At 61.8% G+C, this 22,545-nt stretch carries 22 protein-coding genes; 19 read left to right on the top strand and 3 right to left on the bottom strand.

Annotation, left to right across the window (positions count from 1 at the left end; genetic code table 11):
* Positions 1 to 18: 18 nt before the first annotated feature.
* The 19 genes from AB1555_17395 to cysE all read left to right on the top strand — a co-directional run bounded on the left by AB1555_17395 (position 19) and on the right by cysE (position 19,993).
* On the top strand, positions 19 to 1,932 hold the full coding sequence (locus AB1555_17395; protein MEW6248463.1) for a nucleoside-diphosphate sugar epimerase/dehydratase: 1,914 nt from the start codon (positions 19 to 21) through the stop codon (positions 1,930 to 1,932).
* The gene (locus AB1555_17390) at positions 1,929 to 3,080 is read left to right on the top strand and encodes a glycosyltransferase family 1 protein (GenBank protein MEW6248462.1); all 1,152 of its coding nucleotides are present in this window, start codon (positions 1,929 to 1,931) and stop codon (positions 3,078 to 3,080) included. The genes AB1555_17395 and AB1555_17390 overlap by 4 nt, the downstream gene beginning before the upstream one ends.
* 237 nt (positions 3,081 to 3,317) lie before the next feature.
* Positions 3,318 to 4,328, top strand: coding sequence for a UDP-glucuronic acid decarboxylase family protein (locus AB1555_17385; protein MEW6248461.1), 1,011 nt, complete (start codon positions 3,318 to 3,320; stop codon positions 4,326 to 4,328).
* A gap of 115 nt (positions 4,329 to 4,443) precedes the next feature.
* Positions 4,444 to 5,178 carry a sugar phosphate nucleotidyltransferase gene (locus AB1555_17380; protein ID MEW6248460.1) on the top strand — a complete coding sequence of 245 codons (735 nt, stop codon included), beginning with the start codon at positions 4,444 to 4,446 and terminating at the stop codon, positions 5,176 to 5,178.
* Positions 5,179 to 6,237 (top strand): dTDP-glucose 4,6-dehydratase, encoded by a 1,059-nt coding sequence (gene rfbB / locus AB1555_17375; protein MEW6248459.1) that lies wholly within the window; start codon positions 5,179 to 5,181, stop codon positions 6,235 to 6,237. It abuts the gene before it with no gap.
* A gap of 12 nt (positions 6,238 to 6,249) precedes the next feature.
* The gene (rfbD, locus tag AB1555_17370) at positions 6,250 to 7,128 is read left to right on the top strand and encodes a dTDP-4-dehydrorhamnose reductase (GenBank protein ID MEW6248458.1); all 879 of its coding nucleotides are present in this window, start codon (positions 6,250 to 6,252) and stop codon (positions 7,126 to 7,128) included.
* Positions 7,129 to 7,204: 76 nt separating this feature from the next.
* Complete coding sequence (locus AB1555_17365; GenBank protein ID MEW6248457.1) at positions 7,205 to 8,194, top strand: GDP-mannose 4,6-dehydratase; 990 nt, start codon at positions 7,205 to 7,207, stop codon at positions 8,192 to 8,194.
* 117 nt (positions 8,195 to 8,311) lie between these two features.
* Positions 8,312 to 8,872, top strand: a complete 561-nt coding sequence (locus tag AB1555_17360) for an HAD hydrolase family protein (GenBank protein ID MEW6248456.1) — start codon at positions 8,312 to 8,314, stop codon at positions 8,870 to 8,872.
* A gap of 1 nt (position 8,873) precedes the next feature.
* Positions 8,874 to 10,355, top strand: a complete 1,482-nt coding sequence (locus tag AB1555_17355) for a mannose-1-phosphate guanylyltransferase/mannose-6-phosphate isomerase (protein MEW6248455.1) — start codon at positions 8,874 to 8,876, stop codon at positions 10,353 to 10,355.
* A 33-nt stretch (positions 10,356 to 10,388) separates the two neighbouring features.
* Entirely contained in the window at positions 10,389 to 10,811 is a 423-nt protein-coding gene (locus AB1555_17350; GenBank protein MEW6248454.1) for a four helix bundle protein, read from the top strand.
* A 36-nt stretch (positions 10,812 to 10,847) separates the two neighbouring features.
* Entirely contained in the window at positions 10,848 to 12,248 is a 1,401-nt protein-coding gene (locus AB1555_17345; protein MEW6248453.1) for a phosphomannomutase/phosphoglucomutase, read from the top strand.
* 1 nt (position 12,249) lies between these two features.
* Positions 12,250 to 13,083, top strand: coding sequence for a DUF3108 domain-containing protein (locus tag AB1555_17340; GenBank protein ID MEW6248452.1), 834 nt, complete (start codon positions 12,250 to 12,252; stop codon positions 13,081 to 13,083).
* Positions 13,084 to 13,192: 109 nt separating this feature from the next.
* Positions 13,193 to 14,197, top strand: coding sequence for a class 1 fructose-bisphosphatase (fbp, locus tag AB1555_17335; protein ID MEW6248451.1), 1,005 nt, complete (start codon positions 13,193 to 13,195; stop codon positions 14,195 to 14,197).
* 134 nt (positions 14,198 to 14,331) lie between these two features.
* The gene (locus AB1555_17330; GenBank protein MEW6248450.1) at positions 14,332 to 15,255 is read left to right on the top strand and encodes a class I fructose-bisphosphate aldolase; all 924 of its coding nucleotides are present in this window, start codon (positions 14,332 to 14,334) and stop codon (positions 15,253 to 15,255) included.
* Positions 15,256 to 15,359: 104 nt separating this feature from the next.
* The gene (locus AB1555_17325) at positions 15,360 to 16,895 is read left to right on the top strand and encodes a DegQ family serine endoprotease (GenBank protein MEW6248449.1); all 1,536 of its coding nucleotides are present in this window, start codon (positions 15,360 to 15,362) and stop codon (positions 16,893 to 16,895) included.
* 55 nt (positions 16,896 to 16,950) lie between these two features.
* Entirely contained in the window at positions 16,951 to 17,973 is a 1,023-nt protein-coding gene (locus AB1555_17320; protein ID MEW6248448.1) for a PIN domain-containing protein, read from the top strand.
* Entirely contained in the window at positions 17,966 to 18,673 is a 708-nt protein-coding gene (gene ispD / locus AB1555_17315; protein MEW6248447.1) for a 2-C-methyl-D-erythritol 4-phosphate cytidylyltransferase, read from the top strand. The genes AB1555_17320 and ispD overlap by 8 nt, the downstream gene beginning before the upstream one ends.
* Positions 18,674 to 18,777: 104 nt before the next feature.
* Positions 18,778 to 19,257 carry a 2-C-methyl-D-erythritol 2,4-cyclodiphosphate synthase gene (gene ispF, locus AB1555_17310; GenBank protein ID MEW6248446.1) on the top strand — a complete coding sequence of 160 codons (480 nt, stop codon included), beginning with the start codon at positions 18,778 to 18,780 and terminating at the stop codon, positions 19,255 to 19,257.
* A gap of 91 nt (positions 19,258 to 19,348) precedes the next feature.
* Positions 19,349 to 19,993, top strand: a complete 645-nt coding sequence (cysE, locus tag AB1555_17305; GenBank protein MEW6248445.1) for a serine O-acetyltransferase — start codon at positions 19,349 to 19,351, stop codon at positions 19,991 to 19,993.
* A gap of 113 nt (positions 19,994 to 20,106) precedes the next feature.
* Here the strand turns inward: cysE and AB1555_17300 are convergent, their stop codons facing one another.
* The 3 genes from AB1555_17300 to truA form a co-directional block, all read right to left on the bottom strand.
* A complete protein-coding gene (locus AB1555_17300; protein MEW6248444.1) occupies positions 20,107 to 20,838 on the bottom strand; it encodes a tetratricopeptide repeat protein in 732 nt (243 codons plus the stop codon).
* 124 nt (positions 20,839 to 20,962) lie between these two features.
* Complete coding sequence (locus AB1555_17295) at positions 20,963 to 21,217, bottom strand: hypothetical protein (protein MEW6248443.1); 255 nt, start codon at positions 21,215 to 21,217, stop codon at positions 20,963 to 20,965.
* A 586-nt stretch (positions 21,218 to 21,803) separates the two neighbouring features.
* The gene (gene truA, locus AB1555_17290; protein MEW6248442.1) at positions 21,804 to 22,538 is read right to left on the bottom strand and encodes a tRNA pseudouridine(38-40) synthase TruA; all 735 of its coding nucleotides are present in this window, start codon (positions 22,536 to 22,538) and stop codon (positions 21,804 to 21,806) included.
* Positions 22,539 to 22,545 lie beyond the last annotated feature (7 nt).

The following is a 22,545-nucleotide window of genomic DNA, read 5'->3' as shown; positions in this document are numbered from 1 at the left end:
CGGTCCGGACGCCATCGCATGAAAACGATTGCCGTTAAGCTGTTCAGAAAGTTATCGAACGCCTTCGGCGAGACGGTTCTCCGCCACCGTGGCGTGCTGGTGGTGGCGACCCAACTGACGTTGATCGCCCTGGCCAATGTGACCGCCTTCCTGCTGCGGTTCGACGGTGGGATCCCGGCGGCGTACGGGCGTTTGGCACTGTATGGGCTTCCCTTCGTCCTCTCCGTGTTCGGCGCGGGGCTTTGGGTCTTCGGCATCCAGCGGGGCCTCTGGCGGTACGTCGGGTTGCACGATCTGGGGAGAATTCTGTGGGCCTCCGTCGCGGGTTCGGTCACGCTGTACGTCATTCTGCACGGCCTGCTTCGTTGGGTGGAGTATCCGCGGTCGGTCATCATCCTCACTGGTCTGCTCAGCGGGTTGTATCTGGCCGGCATTCGCCTCGGCGTGCGCTGGTTCCGGGAATGGCTGCAGATTTTCGGTCCGACGGCCCGGCGTGTGTTGATTGTCGGCGCCGGCAATGCCGGAGAACTGCTCGTCCGCGACATGCTCACGGACCGGCGATCCACCTACAAACCCGTGGCGCTGGTCGATGACGATCCGGTGAAACGGAAGGCCAGGATCCACGGCATTCCGGTCATCGGGACGATCGCCGACATCAAAGCGGCGGCGGAGCGTTGCGAGGCGCAGGAGATCATCGTGGCGATCCCTTCGGCGTCGACCGCGGTCAAGCAAAAGATTCTGGCGGCGTCGGAGGGCTGCACGGTGCCGATCAAGATTCTGCCGAGCGTCAAGCAGTTGTTGGACGACCCGGTCTCGCTGCGACAGGTCAAACCGATGAGCCTCGAGGATTTGCTGCAGCGCGAACCGATCGAGACCGATCGCCAGGAGTTGCATCCGCTGCTGGAAGGCAAAAAGGTCCTGGTGACGGGGGCCGGGGGCTCCATCGGTTCCGAGCTCTGCCGCCAGATTGCGCACTATCGGCCGGCGGCGCTGATTCTTTTCGAACGATATGAAAACAGCCTGCACGCCATTGACCTGGAGTTGCGGCGGATGTTCCCGGGCCTGACGCTTTTGCCTCTGCTGGGCGACGTGACGCTGCCGGAGCGGGTGGCCGAGGTGTTCCGGGAAACCTCACCCGATCTGGTCTTTCACGCGGCGGCTCATAAGCACGTCCCGCTCATGGAACGTAATCCGGGCGAAGCGGTTCGCAACAACGTCTTCGGCACACGCACGGTCGCCGAAGCGGCGCTCCTCGCCGGCGTGCAGCGGTTTGTGTTGATTTCCACGGATAAGGCGGTCAATCCCATGAGCGTCATGGGGGCGACGAAGCGGGTCGCCGAATTGCTGATCCAGCACATGAACGGCCGGGGAGCCACCAAGTTCACGGTCGTCCGTTTCGGCAACGTGTTGGGGAGCAACGGCAGCGTGGTCCCGTTGTTCGCGGAGCAGATCCGGAAAGGCGGACCGGTGACGGTGACTCACCCGGATATCAAACGGTACTTCATGACGATTCCCGAAGCCGTGCAGTTGGTGCTTCAGGCGAGCGTGTTGGGTCAAGGCGGTGATGTCTTTGTGCTGGATATGGGTGAGCAGATTCGGGTGGCGGACTTGGCGCGCAACATGATCGTCCTGTCGGGTCTGGTTCCGGACAAAGACATTCAGATTGTGTACACGGGGCTGAGGCCGGGCGAAAAGCTGTTTGAAGAATTATTCGAGCAATCGGAGCGTGTCGAGCCGACGTGCCATCCGAAGATCAAGCGGGCGGTCTGGCGCGGGACCGTGCCGGTCGAGTGGGACCGCGCGCTCAAAGAGCTTGACGCCGCCCTCCACGCCCATGACGAGGACCGGATGATCGGCGTGCTGAAAACACTGGTGCCGAGCTACACTCCGCCCGCCCCTGGAGAATCGGCCGCCTCGTCTTTCTCCTCGTGAAGATCGTCGTCGCGGCCTGGCATCTGAGGGATTTCAACGTCGGGCTCGGGCGCTACTGCCGGGAACTGATTGACGCGATCGGGCGGGTCGATCGGGACAATCAGTATGACGTGTTGATGCCCACGGACGCCTGCCGGTTTCCGGAGCGGCCCAATTTTCGATACCGGCTGATTCGATTTCCCGTGTTCCGGCGACGGTTTTGGGAGCAGATGGCCCCGCTGCTCGTCGGACGCTATGACGTGCTTCACTTCCCCTACGACTCCCGCGTGGCGTGGAAACGAGGCAAGTTCATCGCGACCGTTCATGACGTGAAGCCGCTCCTCTTCGGTGCACTTCGCCCGCGCAGGAGCTTCGGCGGCGTGATCGAGCGAATATTGGTCGGGGATCGGTGGGCCGGCCTCGACCACGTGGTGACCGACTCGGAGTCTTCCCGCCAAGATCTCATGCGACAGGTGGGCCTCCCGGCTCACCGGGTTACGGTGGTCCCGCCGGGAGTGGACCCGGCGCGCTTTCGGCCAGCCGGCGCAGAAGAGCAGTTCGATGTTCGACGTTCGACGTTGGCAGGCTTGAAACCTCGAACCTCGAACCTCGAACGTCGAACGGGTCCCCGTCCCTACATCCTCTGCGTGGCCGGGTCCGATCCGACCAAAAACGTCTCGACGTTGGTGGAGGCATTCGCTAAACTGGCGCTCCCGATCCGGGAGACGCATGATCTGGTCCTCGTCGGGGATGTCGGAAAACGAACGGAAGTGCGCGATCAGATTGTCGTAGCCGGTCTCGAGAAACAGGCGGTCTTCACTGGCGTTGTGAGCGATGAGCGCTTGATCGAGTTGTATCAACATGCCGCCGCCTTCGTCTTTCCCTCCCTCTACGAGGGGTTCGGTCTACCGGTGCTGGAGGCGATGGCGTGCGGCTGTCCGGTGATCAGTTCCAATGCCGCGTCGCTGCCCGAGGTCGCGGGCGATGCGGCGATCCTGGTCGATCCGAAGGATACTCAGGGCTTCAGCGACGCGATGGCGCGTGTGCTCGCCGATGCGGACCTGCGCCGCGATCTCCGCGAAAAGGGATTAACCCAGGCGGCTCAGTTCACCTGGGACCGGACGGCGCGGGAGATGGTGGCGGTGTATCGGAAGGTGGGAGAGGGATAAGGGGATAGGGGACCGGGGTATAGGGGTAGCGGGATAGCGGGGGTAATGGAATAGCGGAACGAATGCACCGGAGAGATTGAGATGTTTGGCAGATGACCAATTCGAAGCTAGGGGCGAAACTGTGAGTTGTATGCTGAACGAGTTAGTACGTGCCCTGAGAAAAGGATTAAGCGGCGAAGCGGTGTTTGAGAGCGATTTGCCTCATTACCCCTTTACCCCGTTACCCCGGGTTGACGCGTGCGAATCTTGATCACCGGCGGAGCCGGCTTTCTGGGCAGCCACTTGTGCGACGCCCTGATCGCGCCGGGTCATCGGGTGGTCTGCATGGACAACTTCGTCACGGGCCGGCCGGAGAACATCGCGCATCTCATGGGACACGAGCGGTTCAGCTTCGTGAAGTACAACGTGTGCGACTACCTGCACCTCGACGGCCCGCTCGATGCCGTGATGCATTTCGCCTCGCCCGCCAGTCCGCAGGACTACCTGGAGTTGCCGATCGCGACGCTGAAAGTCGGCGCGTTGGGGACGCACAAGGCGCTCGGGCTGGCGAAGGCGAAAGGCGCGCGGTTTCTCCTGGCGAGCACGTCGGAAGTGTACGGCGATCCGCTGGTCAACCCGCAGCCGGAGTCCTACTGGGGCAACGTCAATCCGATCAGTCCGCGAGGGGTGTACGACGAAGCCAAGCGCTTTGCGGAAGCCCTGACCATGGCCTACCACCGGTATCACGGCCTGGATACCCGGATCGTGCGGATCTTTAACACCTACGGCCCGCGCATGAGGCCGCACGACGGGCGCGTCGTGTCCAATTTCATCGTTCAGGCGTTGCAGGGCCGGCCGTTGACGGTGTTCGGAGACGGGACGCAGACCCGGAGTTTTTGTTACGTGGACGATCTGATCCGTGGTATCGTGGCCTTGCTCTTGGCCGAATCGGACAAGAGCGTCGGGGAACGGACCGATCGAGCGAGTTTCCTCACCGCGCCGTCTCCGTCCAAGCCGGCCAGCATTCATAACCCGGTCAATCTCGGCAATCCGCGGGAAGTGACGGTGATGGAGATCGCCCGACTGGTGTTGAAGCTGACCGGCTCCTCAAGCCCTATCGAAAGCCGGCCCCTGCCGGTGGACGATCCGAAGGTGCGCCGTCCCGATATCCGGCGGGCGCAGGCGCTGCTGGGCTGGGAGCCGCAAGTTGAGTTGGAAGAAGGACTGGCCCGCACAATCGAGTATTTTAGGAAGGTATTGGCTCTATGATGAGCGGAGTTCGAAGTTCGAGGTTCGAAGTTGAGTGTGGAGACGAGGCTGCAGGATATCCTTTCCGAACTGAGGACTTCGAACTTCGAACATCGAACCTCGAACTGGTGAACCGATGAAAGGCGTGGTCCTTGCCGGAGGACTCGGCTCGCGGTTATTGCCGCTGACGCGGGTGACGAACAAACACCTGTTGCCGGTGTACGACCGGCCGATGATCTATTATCCGATCCAGACCCTGGTCAATGCTGGCATTCGGGAGATCATGCTCGTCACCGGCGGCAACAATGCGGGCGACTTTCTGAGGCTGCTGGGAAACGGGAAAGAATTCGGTCTCAAGCACCTCGACTACACCTACCAGGAGGGGGAAGGCGGGATTGCCGACGCGCTTCGGTTGGCCGAATACTTCGCCGACGGTGAGCCGATCTGTGTCGTGCTGGGCGACAACATCATCGAGCGCAATATCCTGCGCGCGGCTCAGGCTTTTCGGGAGCAGAAAATCGGCGCGAAGATTTTGCTGAAGGAAGTCAAAGACCCGCAACGCTTCGGCGTCCCCGTTCTGGACGGCCGGCGGGTGGTCAAGATTGAGGAGAAACCGACCAACCCGCAGTCACCATATGCCGTCACCGGGATCTACTTTTACGATGCCCAGGTCTTCGAGATCATTCGAACCCTCAAGCCGTCGTCCCGCGGCGAGCTCGAGATCACCGACGTGAACAACGCGTACATCGAAGCAGGCGAGTTGACCTGGGATCTGCTCGAAGGCTGGTGGACCGACGCCGGCACGATCGAGTCCCTGTACCTTGCGAATCAACTGGTCAGCCAGACCGGCGCGAATCATATCGATCAGTAAATGCGTATCTTGCTCACAGGGGGAGCTGGATTTATCGGATCGCATCTGGTCCGCCGCCTGCTCGCTCGTCCGGAACACACGATCGTCAATCTCGATGCGCTGCGCTACTCGGGAAACCCGGCCAATTTGGCTGACGTTCAGGGACATCCGCGCTATGTGTTCGTCCAGGGCGATATTTGCGAGCAAGCGGTCGTCTCGTCAGTGCTGCGGGAGCACCGTATCGAAGGGGTGATCAATTGCGCGGCCGAGACGCATGTCGATCGTTCGATCCTCGATCCCGGAAGCTTCGCGCGAACCGATGTGGTGGGGGCAGGGGTTCTGCTCGAAGAAGCGCGTCGGGCCGGTGTGCAGAGATTTCTGCAGGTCAGCACTGACGAGGTCTATGGGAGTGTGGAGGCCGGGATATCGAAGGAAGACGATCCGCTCGATCCACGCAGCCCCTATGCGGCCAGCAAGGCGGGCGGCGATCTATTGGTGCGCAGTTACTGGACGACCTATCGGTTCCCCGTGTTGATCACCCGCGGCAGCAATACTTACGGTCCGAATCAGTATCCGGAGAAGTTCATTCCGCTGTGCGTGACCAATGCGATCGACGATCAACCGCTTCCGATTTACGGGGACGGGCGTTACCGCCGCGACTGGCTGTCGGTCGACGATCATTGCTCGGCCATCGAGCAGGTCCTGCTGCACGGCCAGCCCGGAACCGTGTACAACGTCGGCGGCGGCAACGAACGGGAAAACATCGCCGTGGCAGAAATGATTCTGAAACTTCTCGGCAAGCCGATGTCGCTGATCCGCTTGATCCAAGACCGGCCCGGGCATGACCGCCGCTATGCGGTCGATTGCAGTCGGCTCCGGGGTCTTGGCTGGCGTCCAGTCATTCCGTTCGAGGAAGGGCTTCGAGCCACGGTCCGCTGGTATCAAGAGCATGAGTCTTGGTGGCGACCGATCAAGTCCGGAGAGTTCCGGGCGTATTACGAGCAGATGTACGGGAAGCGGCTTGCAGAGGGTTCGATGTTCGACGGGCGAAGGAGGGTAGAAGATCCTTCTCAACCTTGAACCTCGTACTGTATGAAAATTCTGATCACCGGCGCCGACGGACAGCTTGGGAACGAATTGCGACTGGTGTTGCGCGACGAGACACTTATCTTGGGAATCTGGCCGCAGTTCGATCTGGAACAACCCGACGTGGAACGGTACGTCGTCGAAGCCGGGCCGGACGTGGTCATCCATGCGGCAGCTTATACGAACGTGGATCAGGCCGAGCGAGAGCCGGACAGGGCCATGCGCATCAATGCGGACGGCACGCGGCGGGTGGCGCAGGCCGCGGCCAAGGTCGGGGCGAAGTTCATCTACCTCTCGACCGACTATGTCTTCGACGGGCGGAAACGTGCTCCATACGTGGAGACGGACAACCCACATCCGATCAATGTGTACGGTCGATCGAAGTTGCAAGGCGAACGAGAGGCGTTCGCACGCTGTCCGAGTACCTTAGTGATCAGGACGTCCTGGCTCTACGGCCCGACTGGGAAGAACTTTGTGCGCACCATTCTGCAACTCGCGACCGAGCAGCCGGTGCTCCGGGTTGTGGCGGATCAGCGGGGATGCCCGACGCATGCGGGGGATTTGGCCGGCGCGATTCGCCAGGTCCTACCTCTGGATCTGCACGGCATTCTGCACATCGCCGGAGAAGGTGACTGTACCTGGCATGAGTTCGCCTGCGAGATCGTCTCCTTGATGGGCCTCCCGGTGCGGGTGGAACCCATATCGACCGATGACGCCGGCCGGCTGGCTCGACGGCCCGCGTACTCCGTCTTGTCTTGTCGGCGGCTGAACGACGCCGGGGTGCGCATGCCGCACTGGAAGGAGGCCCTCGCCCGCTTCGTGAGCGATGTTCGAAGTTCGAAGTTGACAGAGAAAGCGTTCGAAGTTGACACAAGAGGCGTTTGACGTTCGAAGTCGGACTACGGAAAGAACAATCTTCGACACAACCTCGAACGTCGAACCTCGAACGAAAGGCCAAAAGATGAAGCGCGCATTGATTACCGGCATCACCGGACAGGACGGATCGTACCTGGCCGAATTTCTCCTGCAGAAGGGCTATGAGGTGCACGGGATCGTCCGCCGGGTGGCGATTGAAGACCCGGAGCACAGGCTCTGGCGCATTCTTTCGATCAAAGAGCGGCTCCATCTGCACGCGGCTTCGCTGGAGAGCCTCCCGAGCATTTATCGCGTGCTTCAGGCCGTCCGGCCGGATGAGTGTTACCACTTGGCTGCGCAGAGCTTCGTCGCCTACTCGTTCGAGGACGAATTTTCGACGTTGAACGCCAACATCAACGGCACGCACCATATCCTGGCCGCATTACGCGACTGCGTGCCGCAGTGCCGGTTCTATTTCGCGGCGTCCAGCGAAATGTTCGGGAAGGTGGAACAGACTCCCCAGACCGAAACGACGCCGTTTCACCCCCGTTCGGCGTACGGCATTTCGAAAGTGGCCGGGTTCGATCTGACGAGGAATTACCGCGAAGCCTACGGGATCTTTGCGTGCTCCGGCATCCTGTATAATCACGAGTCGCCGCGGCGGGGGTATGAGTTCGTGACCAGGAAGATCACGTCGCATGCCGCCAGAATCAAGCTGGGGTTGGCCAAGGAATTGCGGCTGGGCAATCTGGAGGCCAAGCGCGACTGGGGGCATGCGCGTGAATACGTGAAAGCGATGTGGCTGATGCTGCAGCAGGACCAGCCCGACGATTACGTGATCGCGACCGGCGAACAGCATACTGTCCGTGAGTTCGCGGAGATCGCCTTCGCGCACCTCGGTCTGAACTATCGCGACTATGTCACGATCGACCCGCAGTTTCTGCGTCCGGCCGATGTGGAGACGTTGCTGGGCGACGCCTCGAAGGCGAAACGGGTGTTGGGGTGGTCCTATTCGGTCACCTTCAAGGACCTGGTTGAAGAAATGGTCGAGGCGGATCTCCGGTGGTTGAGCGGAGCGCCGCGACACAAGATGTGAAGGCGGCGGGGTAAGGTGCGGCGGGGTAACGGGGGACAGGGAAAAGAGAGAATGGGATAGCCCGGTTACCCCACTACCCTGGAGGCACTTGACGGGAGCAGAGGGGAAGAAACGTTCATGGCTCGGTCTCGGTCAACGGATCGACGGCGACGGCCCAAGTCGAAATTGAATGAAGCGCTGAAACGGCTCCGCCTCTTCGCCACCGATGTGGACGGGGTGCTCACGGACGCCGGGATGTATTATTCCGAATCGGGCGACGAGTGGAAGAAGTTCAACACGCGGGACGGGATGGGCATCAAGCTGCTGCAGAAGGCCGGACTTATCACCGCGCTGGTCACCCAGGAACACACGAAGCTGGTGGCGCGGCGTGGGGAGAAGCTGGCGATCCCGGAGGTGCACCAAGGCGCCTTTGACAAGCTGACCGTCCTCAAGGAGATGGCCGAGCGGCATGGATTCATGCTGCAAGAGGTGGCCTACATCGGCGATGACGTGAACGATCTCGCGGCGCTCAAAGCCGTCGGCTTTTCCGCCGCTCCGGCCGATGCGTTGCCGCCGGTGCGTCAGGTCGTGGACTATGTCTGCCGCAAGAAGGGGGGCGAAGGCGCGGTGCGCGAAGTGGCGGATCTGATCTTGGAAGCCAAAGGTTCGAGGTACGAAGTTCGAAGTTGGAGAATTTGAAATGAGCACCATCGAACCTCGAACCACGAACCTCGAACTGAACACCCACCTCTATCCCGTCATCCTCGCTGGCGGGAGCGGCACGCGGTTCTGGCCGTTGAGCCGGCATCTGTACCCCAAACAGCTTCTCCGCATCATCGGAGACGAAACGCTCATCCAACAGACGATGCGGCGGGTCCTGGGCTGCGCGTCCGCGGACCGCGTGTTGATCTCCACCAATCCATCGCAAGCGGATTCCATTCGGGTTCAACTGCAAGAGTGGAAAGAGGCGATCCGGGACAACTTTATCATCGAACCGGAGGGGCGGAACACGGCTCCGGCGATCGCCCTCGTCGCGCTCGAGTTGGTTCGGCGCGATCCCGACGCCGTCATGCTTGTGTTGCCGGCCGACCATGTGATCAAACGGGAGCGGCGGTTCCAGCGCGCCGTGGCGTTTGGAACGCATCTGGCCGCGAAGGGCTTTCTGGTCACCTTCGGCATCAAGCCCACCAGGCCGGAAACCGGGTACGGGTATATTCAGCCGAAACGGGCCGTCCGCCTCGCCAGAGCGGGGAAGCTGGTCGGCCATCCGGTCGCGCGGTTTGTTGAAAAGCCGAACGCGGTCAAGGCGGCCCAGTACCTGAAGGCGGGCAACTATTATTGGAACAGCGGCATTTTCGTCTGGCGGGCTCGAACCATTCTCGATGAGTTGAGCAGGCATCAGCCGGCCCTCGCTCGCTCGATGCACAAAATCGAAGTGTTGCTCGCGAGCGGCGCGCCGAGGAGCGAGGTCGATGACGCCTACCGCAACGTGACGCCGGTCTCGATCGATAACGGGGTCATGGAACGTTCCTCCCGGGCGGCGGTCATTCCGGTCGACTTCGTCTGGTCGGATGTCGGGAACTGGAGCAGTCTGGAAGAGGTGGCGCCGCTCGACAAGACCGGGAACGTGGTCAGCGGCCGCGTGGTGGATCTCGAGAGTCGCAACTCGATTCTCTATGCCGACCGGCGGCTGGTGGCGACGATCGGTCTCTCCGATATGGTCGTGGTGGATACGCCGGACGCGACGCTGGTGTGTCCCAAGTCCCGGTCGCAGGACGTCAAGAAGGTGGTGGAACTGCTCAAGAAACAGGGGGCGCCGGAACACCTCGAACACCTGACGGTGTACCGGCCGTGGGGGTCCTATACGGTGTTGGAAGAAGGTCCGGGATACAAGGTCAAACGGGTGACGGTGAACCCGGGCGGCCGCCTGTCCCTTCAACTGCACCATCAGCGCAGCGAGCACTGGGTGGTCATCAGCGGAACCGCGCGGGTGACGCGCGGGGAGGAAGTCTTCGATCTCACGGTCGGCAGGAGCACGGCCATCCCGGTCGAAACCAAGCATCGACTGGAAAACCCCGGCCGGGAGACGCTGCACATCATTGAGGTCCAGAACGGCCCCTACCTGGGCGAGGACGACATCGTGCGGTTTCAGGACGACTACGGGCGAACCGACAAACGTTAAACGTGAATCGTTAAACGAGAACTGGCTTGGATTGTGGCTGAGAAACATGACAAGACGCCTAAAGACAGACTGGGTCCTATTAAGACTTTTGAAGATCTCGATGCATGGAAAATCTGCCGCAAACTAAGATCCGAGATTGCCAATTTGGTATGCAGCTTTTCCCAGCACGAACGGTATCGCTTGTCCGATCAACTGATCAGAGCAGCCCGTTCGGCAACCGCCAACCTGGCGGAGGGATATGGCAGGTTTCATTATGCCGAGAACGTTCAATTTGCTCGCCAAGCGCGAGGTTCGCTATACGAGGTATTGGACCATCTGACCGTTGCCCTCGATGAGGGATTTATCAAGGACGATCAGTTTCAGTCCGTTCGAGAAGATGTGATTCGTGCTGTCGCGGTTGTCAATGGGTATATCCGGTATTTAGTCGCAGCAAAATCTCATCCCCGTGCTTCTTGACGGTTCACGATTCACGTTTAACGAACAACGGGCGCTATGGGTCTGTTCCGCGAATACGACATCCGCGGGATCGTCGGCAAGGATTTGACCGAGGACATCGCCGAGCGGATCGGGCGCGCCTATGCGACGATGGCCGGTGAGAAAGGCGCGAAGACCGTCAGCGTCGGCCGCGACGGGCGGCTCAGCTCGCCAAGTCTGCGCGACGGCTTAGTGCGCGGGCTCATTGCCGGCGGGATCAACGTGGTGGATATCGGCGTCTGTCCGACGCCCTTGCTGTATTTCTCGCTCTTCCGGTTGCCGGTCGACGGCGGGATCATGATCACAGGCAGTCACAACGCCGCCGAGTACAACGGGTTCAAGGTCTGTATCGGCAGAGAGGCGCTGCACGGCGAAGACATTCAGGAGCTGCGCCGCGTCATGGAGGCGGGGACATTCGTTTCCGGGGTCGGGAGGCTCTCGAGTCACCCGATCATCCCCGACTACCTCGCCTATCTGAAACACAGTTTCGCCGGCGTCCATGCGGATCATCTGCATGTCGTCATCGACTGCGGCAACGGGGCGGCCGCCCTGGTCGCCAAGCAGGCGATGGAACAACTCGGTTGCCGCGTGACCGGGCTCTACTGCGAATTGGACGGCAGATTTCCGAATCACCATCCCGATCCCACCCTGGTCGAGAATCTTCACGATCTGATCCGGACCGTGAAGTCCGTTCGCGCGGACGTCGGCATCGGGTACGATGGAGACGCCGATCGCATCGGCGCGGTCGACGAGCAGGGGAATATCCTGTGGGGTGACCGGCTGATGGTGATCTACGCGCGCGATATTCTGGCGACGAAGCCGGGGTGTACGATCATCTCCGAAGTCAAGGCCTCCCAAAGCCTCTACGACGACATTGCCAAGCGCGGGGGACGGCCGATCATGTGGAAGACCGGCCATTCCTTGATCAAGGCCAAGATGAAGGCCGAGGGCGCGGCGCTGGCCGGCGAAATGTCCGGCCATATGTTCTTTGCGGATCGGTATTTCGGGTATGATGACGCCATCTACGCGTCCTGTCGGCTTGTCGAAATCCTGGCCAAGACAGAGAAGCCTCTCTCGAGTCTGGTGGCGGATCTTCCCCCAACCTCTGTGACGCCGGAAATTCGGGTTGACTGTCCGGATACGATCAAGTTCGACCTGGTCAAACGAGTGCAAGCGCAGTTTGCCGCCTATGCGAAAGCGAACCAGCCGTTGGCGCCGTCGGGGCTGCGGCTCCGGGATCTGGTGACCATCGACGGCGTTCGTGCGATCTTCGAAGACGGCTGGGGTTTGATCCGGGCGTCGAACACGCAGCCGGCCTTGGTGCTGCGTTTCGAAGCCGCCTCTCCCGAACGGCTCAACGCGATCCGATCGGCGATCGAACGTGAACTGGATGCGGCGCAACGCCATATGACCCCGTGACGTGAATGTGGAGCGACCTGTCTTTTCCGATCGTCTCATCGTCCCCCTTCTCTCCCTCTCCCTGCTTCTCTCCCTAGCGCTTCCGGCCGGTGCGGCGGATTCCGGGTTTTCTCCACCGTCAACGTCCGGCGCTTCTGCGGTTCGCCCTCCGTTTGCGGACGGAGAGCGGTTTGTCTATCACATTTCCTGGCTCACCATCCTGGCCGGCACGGCGGTGCTGGAGGCGGATCGGTCCACAACACCCGACAGTCGGCCGGGATTCAGGTTCTTGGCCGCTGCGCAGTCCAGTCCCCTGGTGACCAGGTTTTATCCGGTTGACAACCGCGTCGAATCCCGGGTCGACGCCGCCACGCTGTTGCCTCAGCGCATGAGCTTTCGCCGGCGGGAAGGCCGACGAAAGAACGATTTCGACTATACCTTTCACCACGCGGCGGGGACGGTCGCCGCGGTCAAGGACGGCCGGACCGACCTGCTGACGATCCCGAACGGCACGCAAGACGCCATCTCCTGTCTCTATTACGTGCGGAGTGCTCTGCCGATGACGCCGGGGGCCTCTCTGGTGATGAATGTTCACCACGACAAGAAGAACTATAAGCTGGAGGTGCGGGTCGAAGCGCTGGAGACGTTGAAGGGACCGTGGGGCACGGTCGAGACCGCCCGCGTGCTCGCGATCATGCCTTTTCAGGGTATTTTCCTGAACCAGGGCGATATTCGAGTCTGGTTTACCACCGATGAGCGGCGGATCCCGGTGATGATGAAAGCGAAAGTGATCATCGGCTCCGTTGTCGCCAAGCTGGTCGAGGGGTTCGGTCTCTCCACGGCGTCCGCCCCATGAGGGGTCCGTTCGTTGCCCGTCTTGGCCAAAATCGATATAATGGCCGTCAATTCCACCTTCGGCTTCCGGCAAGCAACGACATCCGCAGGCGACCTCGAAAGGACCGACCGTGGCTCAGCTTCCCGTCACCCTGAATCGCTTCATCATCGAGAAGCAGGCGGCTCATCCGGCCGCGACCGGGGAGTTTTCCGTCCTTTTGACGCAGATCGGGCTCGTGGGCAAGATGATCGCCCAGGATTTGCGCCGGGCCGGGCTGATCAACATCCTGGGCGCCACCGGGGAAACCAATGTCCAGGGAGAAGTCGTCAAGAAACTGGACGAGATTGCGAACGACACGTTCGTCAAGGTGTTCAAGTACAGCGGGATCGTGTGCGCGCTGGCCTCCGAAGAGCTGGAAAAGCCGATGCTGGTGCCGGAGAATTGGCCGCACGGCAAATACATCCTGTTGTTCGATCCGCTGGACGGCTCCTCCAATACGGATGTCAATATGCCGCTCGGCGCCATCTTTTCCGTTCTCCGACATGAGAGAAAAGACGGACTGCCGGCCGACTCCGACTTGCTTCGGAAAGGCGTCGAACAGGCGGCGGCCGGCTATCTGCTGTACGGCTCGAGCACGATGCTGGTCTTCACGGTCGGCCGGGGCGTGCACGGGTTCACCCTCGATCCGGGTATCGGGGAGTACCTTCTCTCGCATGAGCAGATCCGGATGCCGCCCCGAGGGAAGGTCTATGCGGTGAACGAAGGCAACTATCACAAGTGGCCGGCCGGGACTAAACGGTACATCGACCACCTCAAGGTCCGGGATAACGCGAGCGGTCGTCCCTACAGTTCCCGCTATTCCGGCTGTCTGGTGGCGGACGTCCACCGGATGCTGCTGGGCGGCGGGATCTACCTCTATCCCGGCGAGGTGGATAAGCCGGAAGGGAAGATCCGGTTGCTCTATGAAGCCAATCCGCTGGCGCTCGTGGTGGAGCAGGCCGGCGGCAGGGCGAGCACGGGCGCCGTGCGGATTGTGGACGTCGAGCCCAAGAGCCTGCACCAGCGGGTGCCGTTGATCATCGGCAGCCGGGAGGACGTGGAGGAAGCGGAGGAATTCATTCAGGGAAGACGGTGAGGAAGGCGTTCAACGTTAATCGTTCATCGTGAATCGACCGGACAACTTGTGCGATTCACGCACGGCGCCTGCACGGTCAGCACGTCCCGATTAACGTGTAACGATTCACGAATCGCGATTCCCGGGAGGGTGTGATGAACGAGCGCATGAAGGAAATCCTGAGTTGGTATGCCAGCGACAATCCGGGAACGAAGGCGAATCTGTTCAGGATGTTGAACAGCGGCCGCCTGGCCGGAACCGGCCGGCTGGTGATCCTGCCCGTGGATCAGGGATTCGAACACGGGCCGGCTCGGAGTTTCGCGCCCAACCCACCGGGTTACAACCCGCTCTATCATTTCGAATTGGCGATCGACGCCGGGTGCAATGCCTACGCGGCGCCGCTGGGATTCCTGGAGGCGGGGGCGGCTCAGTTTGCCGGGCGGATTCCCCTGATCCTGAAACTCAACAATCACGACGTGCTGCACGAGGACAAGGATCCGCTGCCGTCCGTGACGGGGAGCGTGCGCGACGCGTTGCGGCTCGGCTGCTCGGCGGTGGGATTCACGATTTATCCCGGCTCGGCCCACTGCACCACGATGTATCAGCAGTTGCGGGAAATCGCGGAGGAGGCCAAACGGTGCGGGCTCGCCGTCGTGGTCTGGTCCTACCCGCGCGGTTCGGGGTTGAGCAAGGAAGGGGAGACCGCGATGGACGTCGTCGCCTACGCGGCGCAGATTGCGGCGCAGTTGGGAGCCCACATCATCAAGGTCAAGCTGCCGACGGCGTATCTCGAGCAGGCCGCGGCCAAGAAGGTGTACGAAGCCGAGCAGGTGCCCATCAAGACGCTGCCGGAACGGGTCCGGCACGTCGTGCAGTCCGCATTCGACGGCCGCCGCGTCGTGATCTTTTCCGGCGGCGCAAAGAGCGATGAAAAAACCGTGTTCGAGGAAGTGCGGGCGATCCGCGACGGCGGGGGATTCGGCTCGATCATCGGCCGCAATTCCTTCCAGCGACCCAGGGCCGAAGCGATCAAATTCCTGCACACTATCATGGGCATCTATGCGGGTGAGATTCCGTGAAGGTCCTGTGAAATGTGAATCGTGAATCGTTTAGCGAATCACGATTCACGAATCACGTCGAGGACGGTTCACGTTTAACGACTATCGTTCCCAAGGGATACACCGTGAATCCGCCGGAAGCGCCCGAAAGCCGAGACCGGAATCGCTCCTCGCTTTGGATAAGCGTCCTGCTGCTGGCCGGCGGGGTTCTGCTCGGCGTCGTCCTGGCCTCCGACATGGGGTGGCTGCCGACCGGCCATGCCGTGCCCGTTCCCCGGACGGCGAAGCCGGTCCCCGCGGCGGTACCGCCGGCCGCCGTCGCGGGCGGCGAGCAGGGTTTCGTGCAGATCGCGAAAACGGTGAAGCCGGCCGTGGTCAATATCTTCGCGACGAGGAGCAGCCGCGGGAGCGAGGGACCGCACGGCGCGCTTCCCGACGAGCCGTTCTTTCATCGCTTCTTCGGCGACGAATGGTTCCGCCGCTTCGAGGCGCCGCGAACGTACAAAGAGCGGAGCCTGGGGTCGGGGGTGATCGTCCGGCCTGACGGGCTCATCATTACGAACAACCACGTGGTTAACCAGGCGGACGACATCAAGGTCTTTCTGTCCGACAAGCGCGAGTTCAAAGCCAAGCTGATCGGCACCGATTCCAAGACGGATCTGGCGGTGGTGAAAATCGATGCCGACGGGTTGCAGACCGTCCGATGGGCTGATTCGGACCGGCTGGAAGTCGGGGAACTCGTCCTGGCGGTCGGCAATCCGTTCGGACTGAACCAGACCGTCACGATGGGGATCGTCAGCGCGGTGGGTCGGGCCAGCATGGGGATCGCCGAATACGAGGATTTCATTCAAACCGATGCGGCGATCAATCCGGGCAACTCCGGCGGGCCGTTGGTCAACGTGCGCGGCGAAGTGGTCGGGATCAACACCGCGATCTTCAGTCGAAGCGGCGGCAACATGGGGATCGGGTTTGCGGTGCCGAGCAACCTCGCGCACTCGGTGATGGAGCAACTGGTCCGTGAGGGACGAGTCGTGCGGGGATGGCTGGGCGTGTCGATTCAAGAGCTTTCGCCGGAGCTGGCGGCGCAATTCGGGTTGGCCCGGACCGCAGGGGTGTTGGTCAGCGATGTGGTGGAAGACAGCCCGGCCAAGAAAGCGGGCTTCGAGCGCGGCGACGTGGTCGTCGAGTACGACGGCAAAGCGGTGGAGAACCCGACGCAGTTGCGAAACGCCGTCGCCCGGACTCCCATCGGCAAACGGGTCATGGTCAAACTGATTCGGGACAAGACTCCGAAGTCGGTCGAGGTGACCATCGCCGAGCAGCCGCAGACGGTGGCGCAGAACGGTGGGGACTCGGAAGAGCCGGTCGCACCCGCCGGCTTGCTCTCGGATATGGACGTGCACGAACCGACGGAGCAGGTGGCGACCCGGTACGGGCTCAAGGCCGGGGAACGAGGGGTGGTCGTCGTGCGCGTGCGGACCGGCGGCGCGGCCGAAGAGGGAGGCGTGAAGGAAGGCGATCTCATCCTGGAGGTCAACCGGAAGCCGGTGACGTCGCTGAAGACATACGAACGGCTTGCCGTCGCTTTGCCGAAGGGTCGGACGGTGTTGCTGTTGATGAAGCGACAAGGCCGCACGGTCTTCCTGACCCTGCGGCCGTGACCCGCGGGCGGGCGGGTCGGATGTTCGCATCAGATATCGAGAGGAGGTGAAGCGTATGGTAGCGCGAGCCATATTCGTCCTTCTCAGCGCTCTGGCAGGCATGGCCCTTTTCTTGCGCGCCGAAGAGATCAATGGCCAGTTTCTGCTGATGGGGTTGGGAATCGGGGCGGCGACCGGAGGCTTGATTATCGCGAGCGAGTATGCGCTTCGAAGATTATCGTTCGGCATCATTTTCGGCGGAACGGCCGGCCTGGCGGTGGGACTGCTTCTGGCCGGGTTGGTGGAGTGGGTGGGCAGCGTGATTTTCGACGTCGAAACGTTTCTCTTCCATATCGGCGGGCTGGTGTTTTTGCTGGGCTTCCCGTATCTCGGCCTCGTCCTTGGGGGGCGATTCGGCCGGGAACAATTCCCCGGCGGGGTGAAGCAGACGGAATTCGGCGGGCCGGCGGCGAATCCGAAAATTCTCGACACCAGCGTGATCATCGACGGACGCGTCGCCGACCTGTGCGAGACCGGGTTTCTGGAGGGGACGTTTCTGGTGCCCCACTTCATTTTGAACGAGCTGCAGCATATCGCCGATTCGTCGGACTCGCTGAAACGGGCGCGCGGCCGGCGCGGGCTCGACATTCTCAACAAGATTCAAAAGATGGTCGATATCGACGTGCGCATCGTCGAGGACGACTTCCCGCACGTCAAGGAGGTCGACGCCAAACTCGTCGTCTTGGCGAAGAAGGTCGGCGCGAAGATCATCACCAACGATCTGAATCTGAACAAGGTGGCCGAGTTGCAGGGCGTCCGCGTGCTCAACATCAACGAGTTGTGCAACGCGCTGCGTCCGGTCGTGTTGCCCGGCGAGACCATCCGCGTGTTCGTGCTCAAGGAAGGCAAGGAAGCCGGGCAAGGAGTCGCCTACCTGGACGACGGAACCATGATCGTCGTGGACAACGCGAAGCGCTGCATCGGCCGGAATGTGGATGTCGTGGTCACCAGCGTCCTGCAGACGACGGCGGGGCGCATGATCTTCACACGACTCAAGGAAGAGAGCGAGCGGGAGGAGTTTCAAGTCGCGCGTGGTTAGACGCACCGTCGCCCTTGTGCCCGCCGCGGGACGGGGTCTGCGGATGGGCGGGACCGTCCCGAAGCAGTTTCTTGCGCTGGGAGGCCTGCCCCTGCTCGTACACGCCCTCCGCGTGCTCGAGGCCTCGCCCGAGATCCACAGGATCATTGTCGCGGTTCCTCGGACCGAACGGGAGTACTGCCTGGACCAGGTCGTCGTTCCGCACGGGTTCAAGAAAGTCGGTAAGATCGTGTCCGGCGGCGAGCATCGGCAGGATTCGGTGCGCCATGCGCTCGCGGAAGTCGACGAGGAAACGGAGATCGTCCTAGTGCACGATGCGGTCCGGCCGTTTCTCACCGAACGGATGGTGCGGGACGTGATCGAGCAGGCGGCGAAGCACGGCGCGGCGATCGTTGCGATCCCGATGCGCGACACGGTGAAGCAGGTGGGAGCCGACGGAGCCATCGAGCGCACGGTGGATCGGCGGCACCTCTGGCTGGCTCAAACGCCGCAGGCGTTTCGAAGGGATTGGCTGGAGGAGGCGCACCGCAAGGCCCAACTGGAAGGTATCCGGGCGACGGACGACGCGCACCTGGTCGAATTGCTCGGCCGACGCGTCGCGGTGGTGGAAGGCAGCGGAGAGAACATCAAGGTCACCAGGCCGGAGGACATGGTGATCGGCGAAGCCATCTTGGCGGCGCGCAGGAGACGTGAAACGTGAATCGTTAAACGTAACACACGAATCATTGACGGAATGACCGCCTCATTATCTGTCTTTGCATCAAACAATGAACGGGTAGCGGTTAACGATTAACGAGGCTCGGCATGCGGATCGGCATCGGGTACGACATTCATCCGTTGGCGGCGGGGCGCAAGCTGATCTTAGGCGGCGTTGAGATCCCGCATCCCAAAGGGCTCGAGGGGCATTCGGATTCCGATGCGCTCGTTCATGCGGTCTGCGATGCGTTGCTAGGCGCCATGGGGGAGGGAGATTTGGGCCGTCATTACCCGAGTTCCGATCCCCGTTACAAAGACATCTCCAGCCTGAAACTCTTGGAGGATGTGATCGGCAAGCTGGAGCGAAAGGGATATCGGCTGGTGAACCTGGACACGGTCATCATTGCGCAGGCTCCCCGGTTGAGCCCGCACCTGGCCGCGATGCAGAAAAGGATGGCCGAGGTTCTCCGGGTCGATCCGGATCTGGTCAACGTCAAGGTCAAGAGCGGCGAGGGACTGGACGCCGTCGGCCGGGAAGAAGCCATTGCGACCCAGGCGGTGTGTGTGATTGAACGACTCGATCAATGAGTCGTCGGCGGTCAGATGTCAGCCCGCAGCTATCAGTTTGCGCTGATAGCCGATGGCTGAGAGCTGACAGCTGACAGCCGGGATTCTGGCCATGTTCAAAACGATCAAACAAGATCTCCAAGCCGTCTTCGACCGCGATCCGGCTGCGACCAGCACACTGGAAGTCGTCCTGACCTACGCGGGCTTTCATGCCATCCTTGCCTATCGGTTCGCGCATTGGTTGCACAGCAAAGGGGTGCCGTTCGTCCCGCGGGCCATTTCCCAGTTCGCGCGCTGGCTGACGGGAATCGAGATCCACCCCGCCGCCAAGATCGGGACCGGCTTCTTCATCGACCATGGGATGGGCGTGGTCATCGGCGAAACCGCCGAGATCGGCGACTACGTGACGCTCTTTCAGGGAGTCACGCTGGGCGGCACAGGGAAGGAGCGTGGAAAACGCCATCCGACCCTGGGAAACCATGTGGTCGTCGGTGCCGGCGCCAAGATCCTGGGCGGGATCAGGATCGGGGACAACGTGAAGATCGGCGCCAACTCGGTGGTCCTGAAATCCGTCCCGCCCAACTCCACGGTCATCGGGGTGCCCGCCCGCATCATCAAGACGGAAGGCGAACGGATGCCCGACGCCACCATGGATCACATCAACATTCCCGACCCCATCGCGGACCGCTTCGCGGCGCTCGAACAGGAACTGATCGAGCTGCGGAAGAAGCTCGAGAACCCGCCGAATCAGAGTTAGTCCGAGGTCAGCCTGTCCTTTGCGACAGGACCTTCCTTTCGTCCCCTTCCTCCTCGTCCATCAGCCCTTTCCCGTAGCTTTCAGGCGCGGAGCCTTCGCTCGCGAGGACAGCGTCATGGGCGGGGAGCCTGCCGAGGCTGAGCTTGTTCACGAATGCGCCGGGCGCGCGTTTCCGCCTGCGCGGCGTCTTCGAGGCGACCGGCGCCGCGCAGCAGCGCCGCGTAGTTTTCGAGCGTCGTCGCCACACTGGGATGAGACGCTCCGAGCCCGCGTTCTTGAATCGCCAGCGCCCGCAGGAACAGCGGTTCGCCCTCCGCGTAGCGCTTATCGACGAACAAGACGACGGCCAGGGTGTTCAAGCTGGCGGCCACGGCGGAATGATCCGGGCCTAAAAGCCCTTCGCGGATTGCCAGCGCTCGTCGGAGGAGCTGCTCGGCCCTCGGGATTTCTCCTGTGGCGCTGTAGAGCGTGCCCAAGTGGTTCAGGGTGGCGGCGACAGCCAAATGGTCGGGGCCCAGGGCCTTCTCCTGGATCGCCAGTGCCCGTTGCAAGGTAGACTCGGCTTGATCGACCTTGCCCAAGCGGTGATAAAGCGTGCCCAAATGATCCAGATAGACGGCGACGGCAGGATCTTCCGGTCCCAGAGCTTCCTCCGACAGTTCGACCGCGCGTTGCGCCAAGGGAAGCGCCTCGGCGTGTTGTCCGGACCGCTCGAGTTGCACCATCCGTTTGCTGAGGTCGAGAATGTCGTCCGGCTGCTGAGCGACGGCAGGCAAAGCGTGGAAGAGGAGGGCGCAAGCAAAAACCCGGCGAAGGTCGCGTCCACCGGAACGGAGGTGCATCATCCTGTTCAATCTTCCCGTCGCTATATGGTGTGCGGCCGACAGGGCGACTCCGCCTGCCTAGCCTGCTCGCAGGATACGCGAACTACCGGCGAAAAGCGAGAGAAGGCTCAGGCACCGCTTCGATTCAGGCTTCGGCCCACCGATGCAGGAACATCACGGAGGGGACCGATCCGTTGGTCACGGGACAGGACGTCTCATAGCGGACCGCCAGCTCGTTCAGCGCCCGGCCGACGTCGGACGCCGTGAGGCCCATTTGTTGGCTGATTCGTTCGACGCAGGCCGCCATGACCGCTTTGAACAATTCCGCGTTCAGCAAGCCGGTCATCGCATTCTGCTGATTCCCGTCCTGCCGTTCGACATCGGGGTTCCCGTTGACCATATACTCTCCGGAAAGGTGACGCCTCGATGGCCCTGTTGATAATCGCAAGTTCAATGCGGCATGGGGCGGCCTCCCGCCGGTAGGCCGGCGTTCTCCCGGCTTGACCAGGCAAAAAGTCAGCTTATTCAATGGTACGGGTCGTGGCCGTTCGGAGCCCACGATTCATTCGCGGCAAGATCAGCAGGAGGTGGTGAGGGGATGAAGTGTCCCAAGTGCGCCGGGTTGATGGTGGAAGAACGGTATCTCGACGCGCATGTGAGTCTCCACGAATGGAAGTGCATCAATTGCGGGCTCAGACAAGACTTCAGCGGATCGGCGGTTCATAAAGGTCGGCCATTCGCGCACGATGTTCATCCATGGTCGAAGGGCGGTAAGTGCGCGCCTATGCATCCACCGGACGCTGCGGGCCTCCTGTACCGGGTTCAACCCGGAGCGCGGGTAAGCCGAAAACCCGAGCCCGTGCCGGCGGCGCCGTTAGCGGCATGACAGGCATTCTCCTGGTCGTGGACAATCGAGGTCTTTTCGGCTCAGGAACCGAGCACTTGCCGTCCGACGGGTCCCTCGAGACAGGAGGCACGCTCTCCAGCTAGTAATCCACCCTCACGAGGTAAAGCCCGTGGGGCGGAGCCGTTTTCCCGGCCGCCGAACGGTCCCGCGCTTCAAGGATCTCTTTCAGAGACTCCGGTGAGCGTTTCTTGAAGCCCACTTCGACCAATGTCCCTACGATCGTCCGCACCATTTGTTTGAGAAAACGGTCCGCATAGGCTTGGATGCGAATGAGGTCCGCCTCCTGGCCGATGTCAAGCCGCTGCAGATCGCACCAGGGATTTTCGTTGTCGCTCAGGGCGCCCTCGAATGACGAGAAGTCGTGTTTGCCGACCAGCAAGCCGGCTGCGGTTTTCATCGCAGGCACGTCGAGCGGTTTGTGCAGGTGCCAGGCTCGCTGGAGCTGCAGGGCCGACCGTTCGGGACGGTTGAGGATGCGGTATTCGTAGAGCTTCCCGCGCGCGGAATAGCGCGCGTGGAACCCGTCGTCCACCTCTTCGACACGTCGCACGCTGATGTCGTCGGGCAGGACTCCGTTCAAGGCCCTGGTCCATTCTTCGGGGGACATCACGCGCTCAGTCCGGAAACTGGCGACCTGGCCGAGCGCGTGGACGCCCGCGTCGGTGCGGCCGGCTCCGATGACCGGGATCTGGGCCTGAGTGATCCGGGCAAGCGCCGCCTCCACGGCTTCCTGGATCGTCGGCCGGTCGGGCTGACGTTGCCACCCCGCGTAGCGGGTGCCGTCATATTCCAAGGTGACCTTCAGGGTGGGCATGACGAGA

The sequence above is a fragment of the Nitrospirota bacterium genome, assembly GCA_040755395.1.
In the GTDB taxonomy this organism is placed as follows: Bacteria; Nitrospirota; Nitrospiria; order Nitrospirales; family Nitrospiraceae; genus DATLZU01.
Note: the sequence above shows the minus strand (reverse complement) of the source record. Positions and strands in the feature narration are given on the sequence as shown.

What these genes read in the sequence shown, in the direction of transcription:
- AB1555_17395 (MEW6248463.1), top strand. Translation starts at nt 19, where the DNA reads ATGAAAACGATTGCCGTTAAGCTGTTCAGAAAGTTATCGAACGCCTTC.
- AB1555_17380 (MEW6248460.1), top strand. Translation starts at nt 4,444, where the DNA reads ATGAAAGGCGTGGTCCTTGCCGGAGGACTCGGCTCGCGGTTATTGCCG.
- rfbB (MEW6248459.1), top strand. Translation starts at nt 5,179, where the DNA reads ATGCGTATCTTGCTCACAGGGGGAGCTGGATTTATCGGATCGCATCTG.
- rfbD (MEW6248458.1), top strand. Translation starts at nt 6,250, where the DNA reads ATGAAAATTCTGATCACCGGCGCCGACGGACAGCTTGGGAACGAATTG.
- AB1555_17365 (MEW6248457.1), top strand. Translation starts at nt 7,205, where the DNA reads ATGAAGCGCGCATTGATTACCGGCATCACCGGACAGGACGGATCGTAC.
- AB1555_17360 (MEW6248456.1), top strand. Translation starts at nt 8,312, where the DNA reads ATGGCTCGGTCTCGGTCAACGGATCGACGGCGACGGCCCAAGTCGAAA.
- AB1555_17355 (MEW6248455.1), top strand. Translation starts at nt 8,874, where the DNA reads ATGAGCACCATCGAACCTCGAACCACGAACCTCGAACTGAACACCCAC.
- AB1555_17345 (MEW6248453.1), top strand. Translation starts at nt 10,848, where the DNA reads ATGGGTCTGTTCCGCGAATACGACATCCGCGGGATCGTCGGCAAGGAT.
- AB1555_17330 (MEW6248450.1), top strand. Translation starts at nt 14,332, where the DNA reads ATGAACGAGCGCATGAAGGAAATCCTGAGTTGGTATGCCAGCGACAAT.
- AB1555_17320 (MEW6248448.1), top strand. Translation starts at nt 16,951, where the DNA reads ATGGTAGCGCGAGCCATATTCGTCCTTCTCAGCGCTCTGGCAGGCATG.
- ispF (MEW6248446.1), top strand. Translation starts at nt 18,778, where the DNA reads ATGCGGATCGGCATCGGGTACGACATTCATCCGTTGGCGGCGGGGCGC.
- cysE (MEW6248445.1), top strand. Translation starts at nt 19,349, where the DNA reads ATGTTCAAAACGATCAAACAAGATCTCCAAGCCGTCTTCGACCGCGAT.
- AB1555_17300 (MEW6248444.1), bottom strand. Translation starts at nt 20,838, where the DNA reads ATGATGCACCTCCGTTCCGGTGGACGCGACCTTCGCCGGGTTTTTGCT.
- AB1555_17295 (MEW6248443.1), bottom strand. Translation starts at nt 21,217, where the DNA reads ATGGTCAACGGGAACCCCGATGTCGAACGGCAGGACGGGAATCAGCAG.
- truA (MEW6248442.1), bottom strand. Translation starts at nt 22,538, where the DNA reads ATGCCCACCCTGAAGGTCACCTTGGAATATGACGGCACCCGCTACGCG.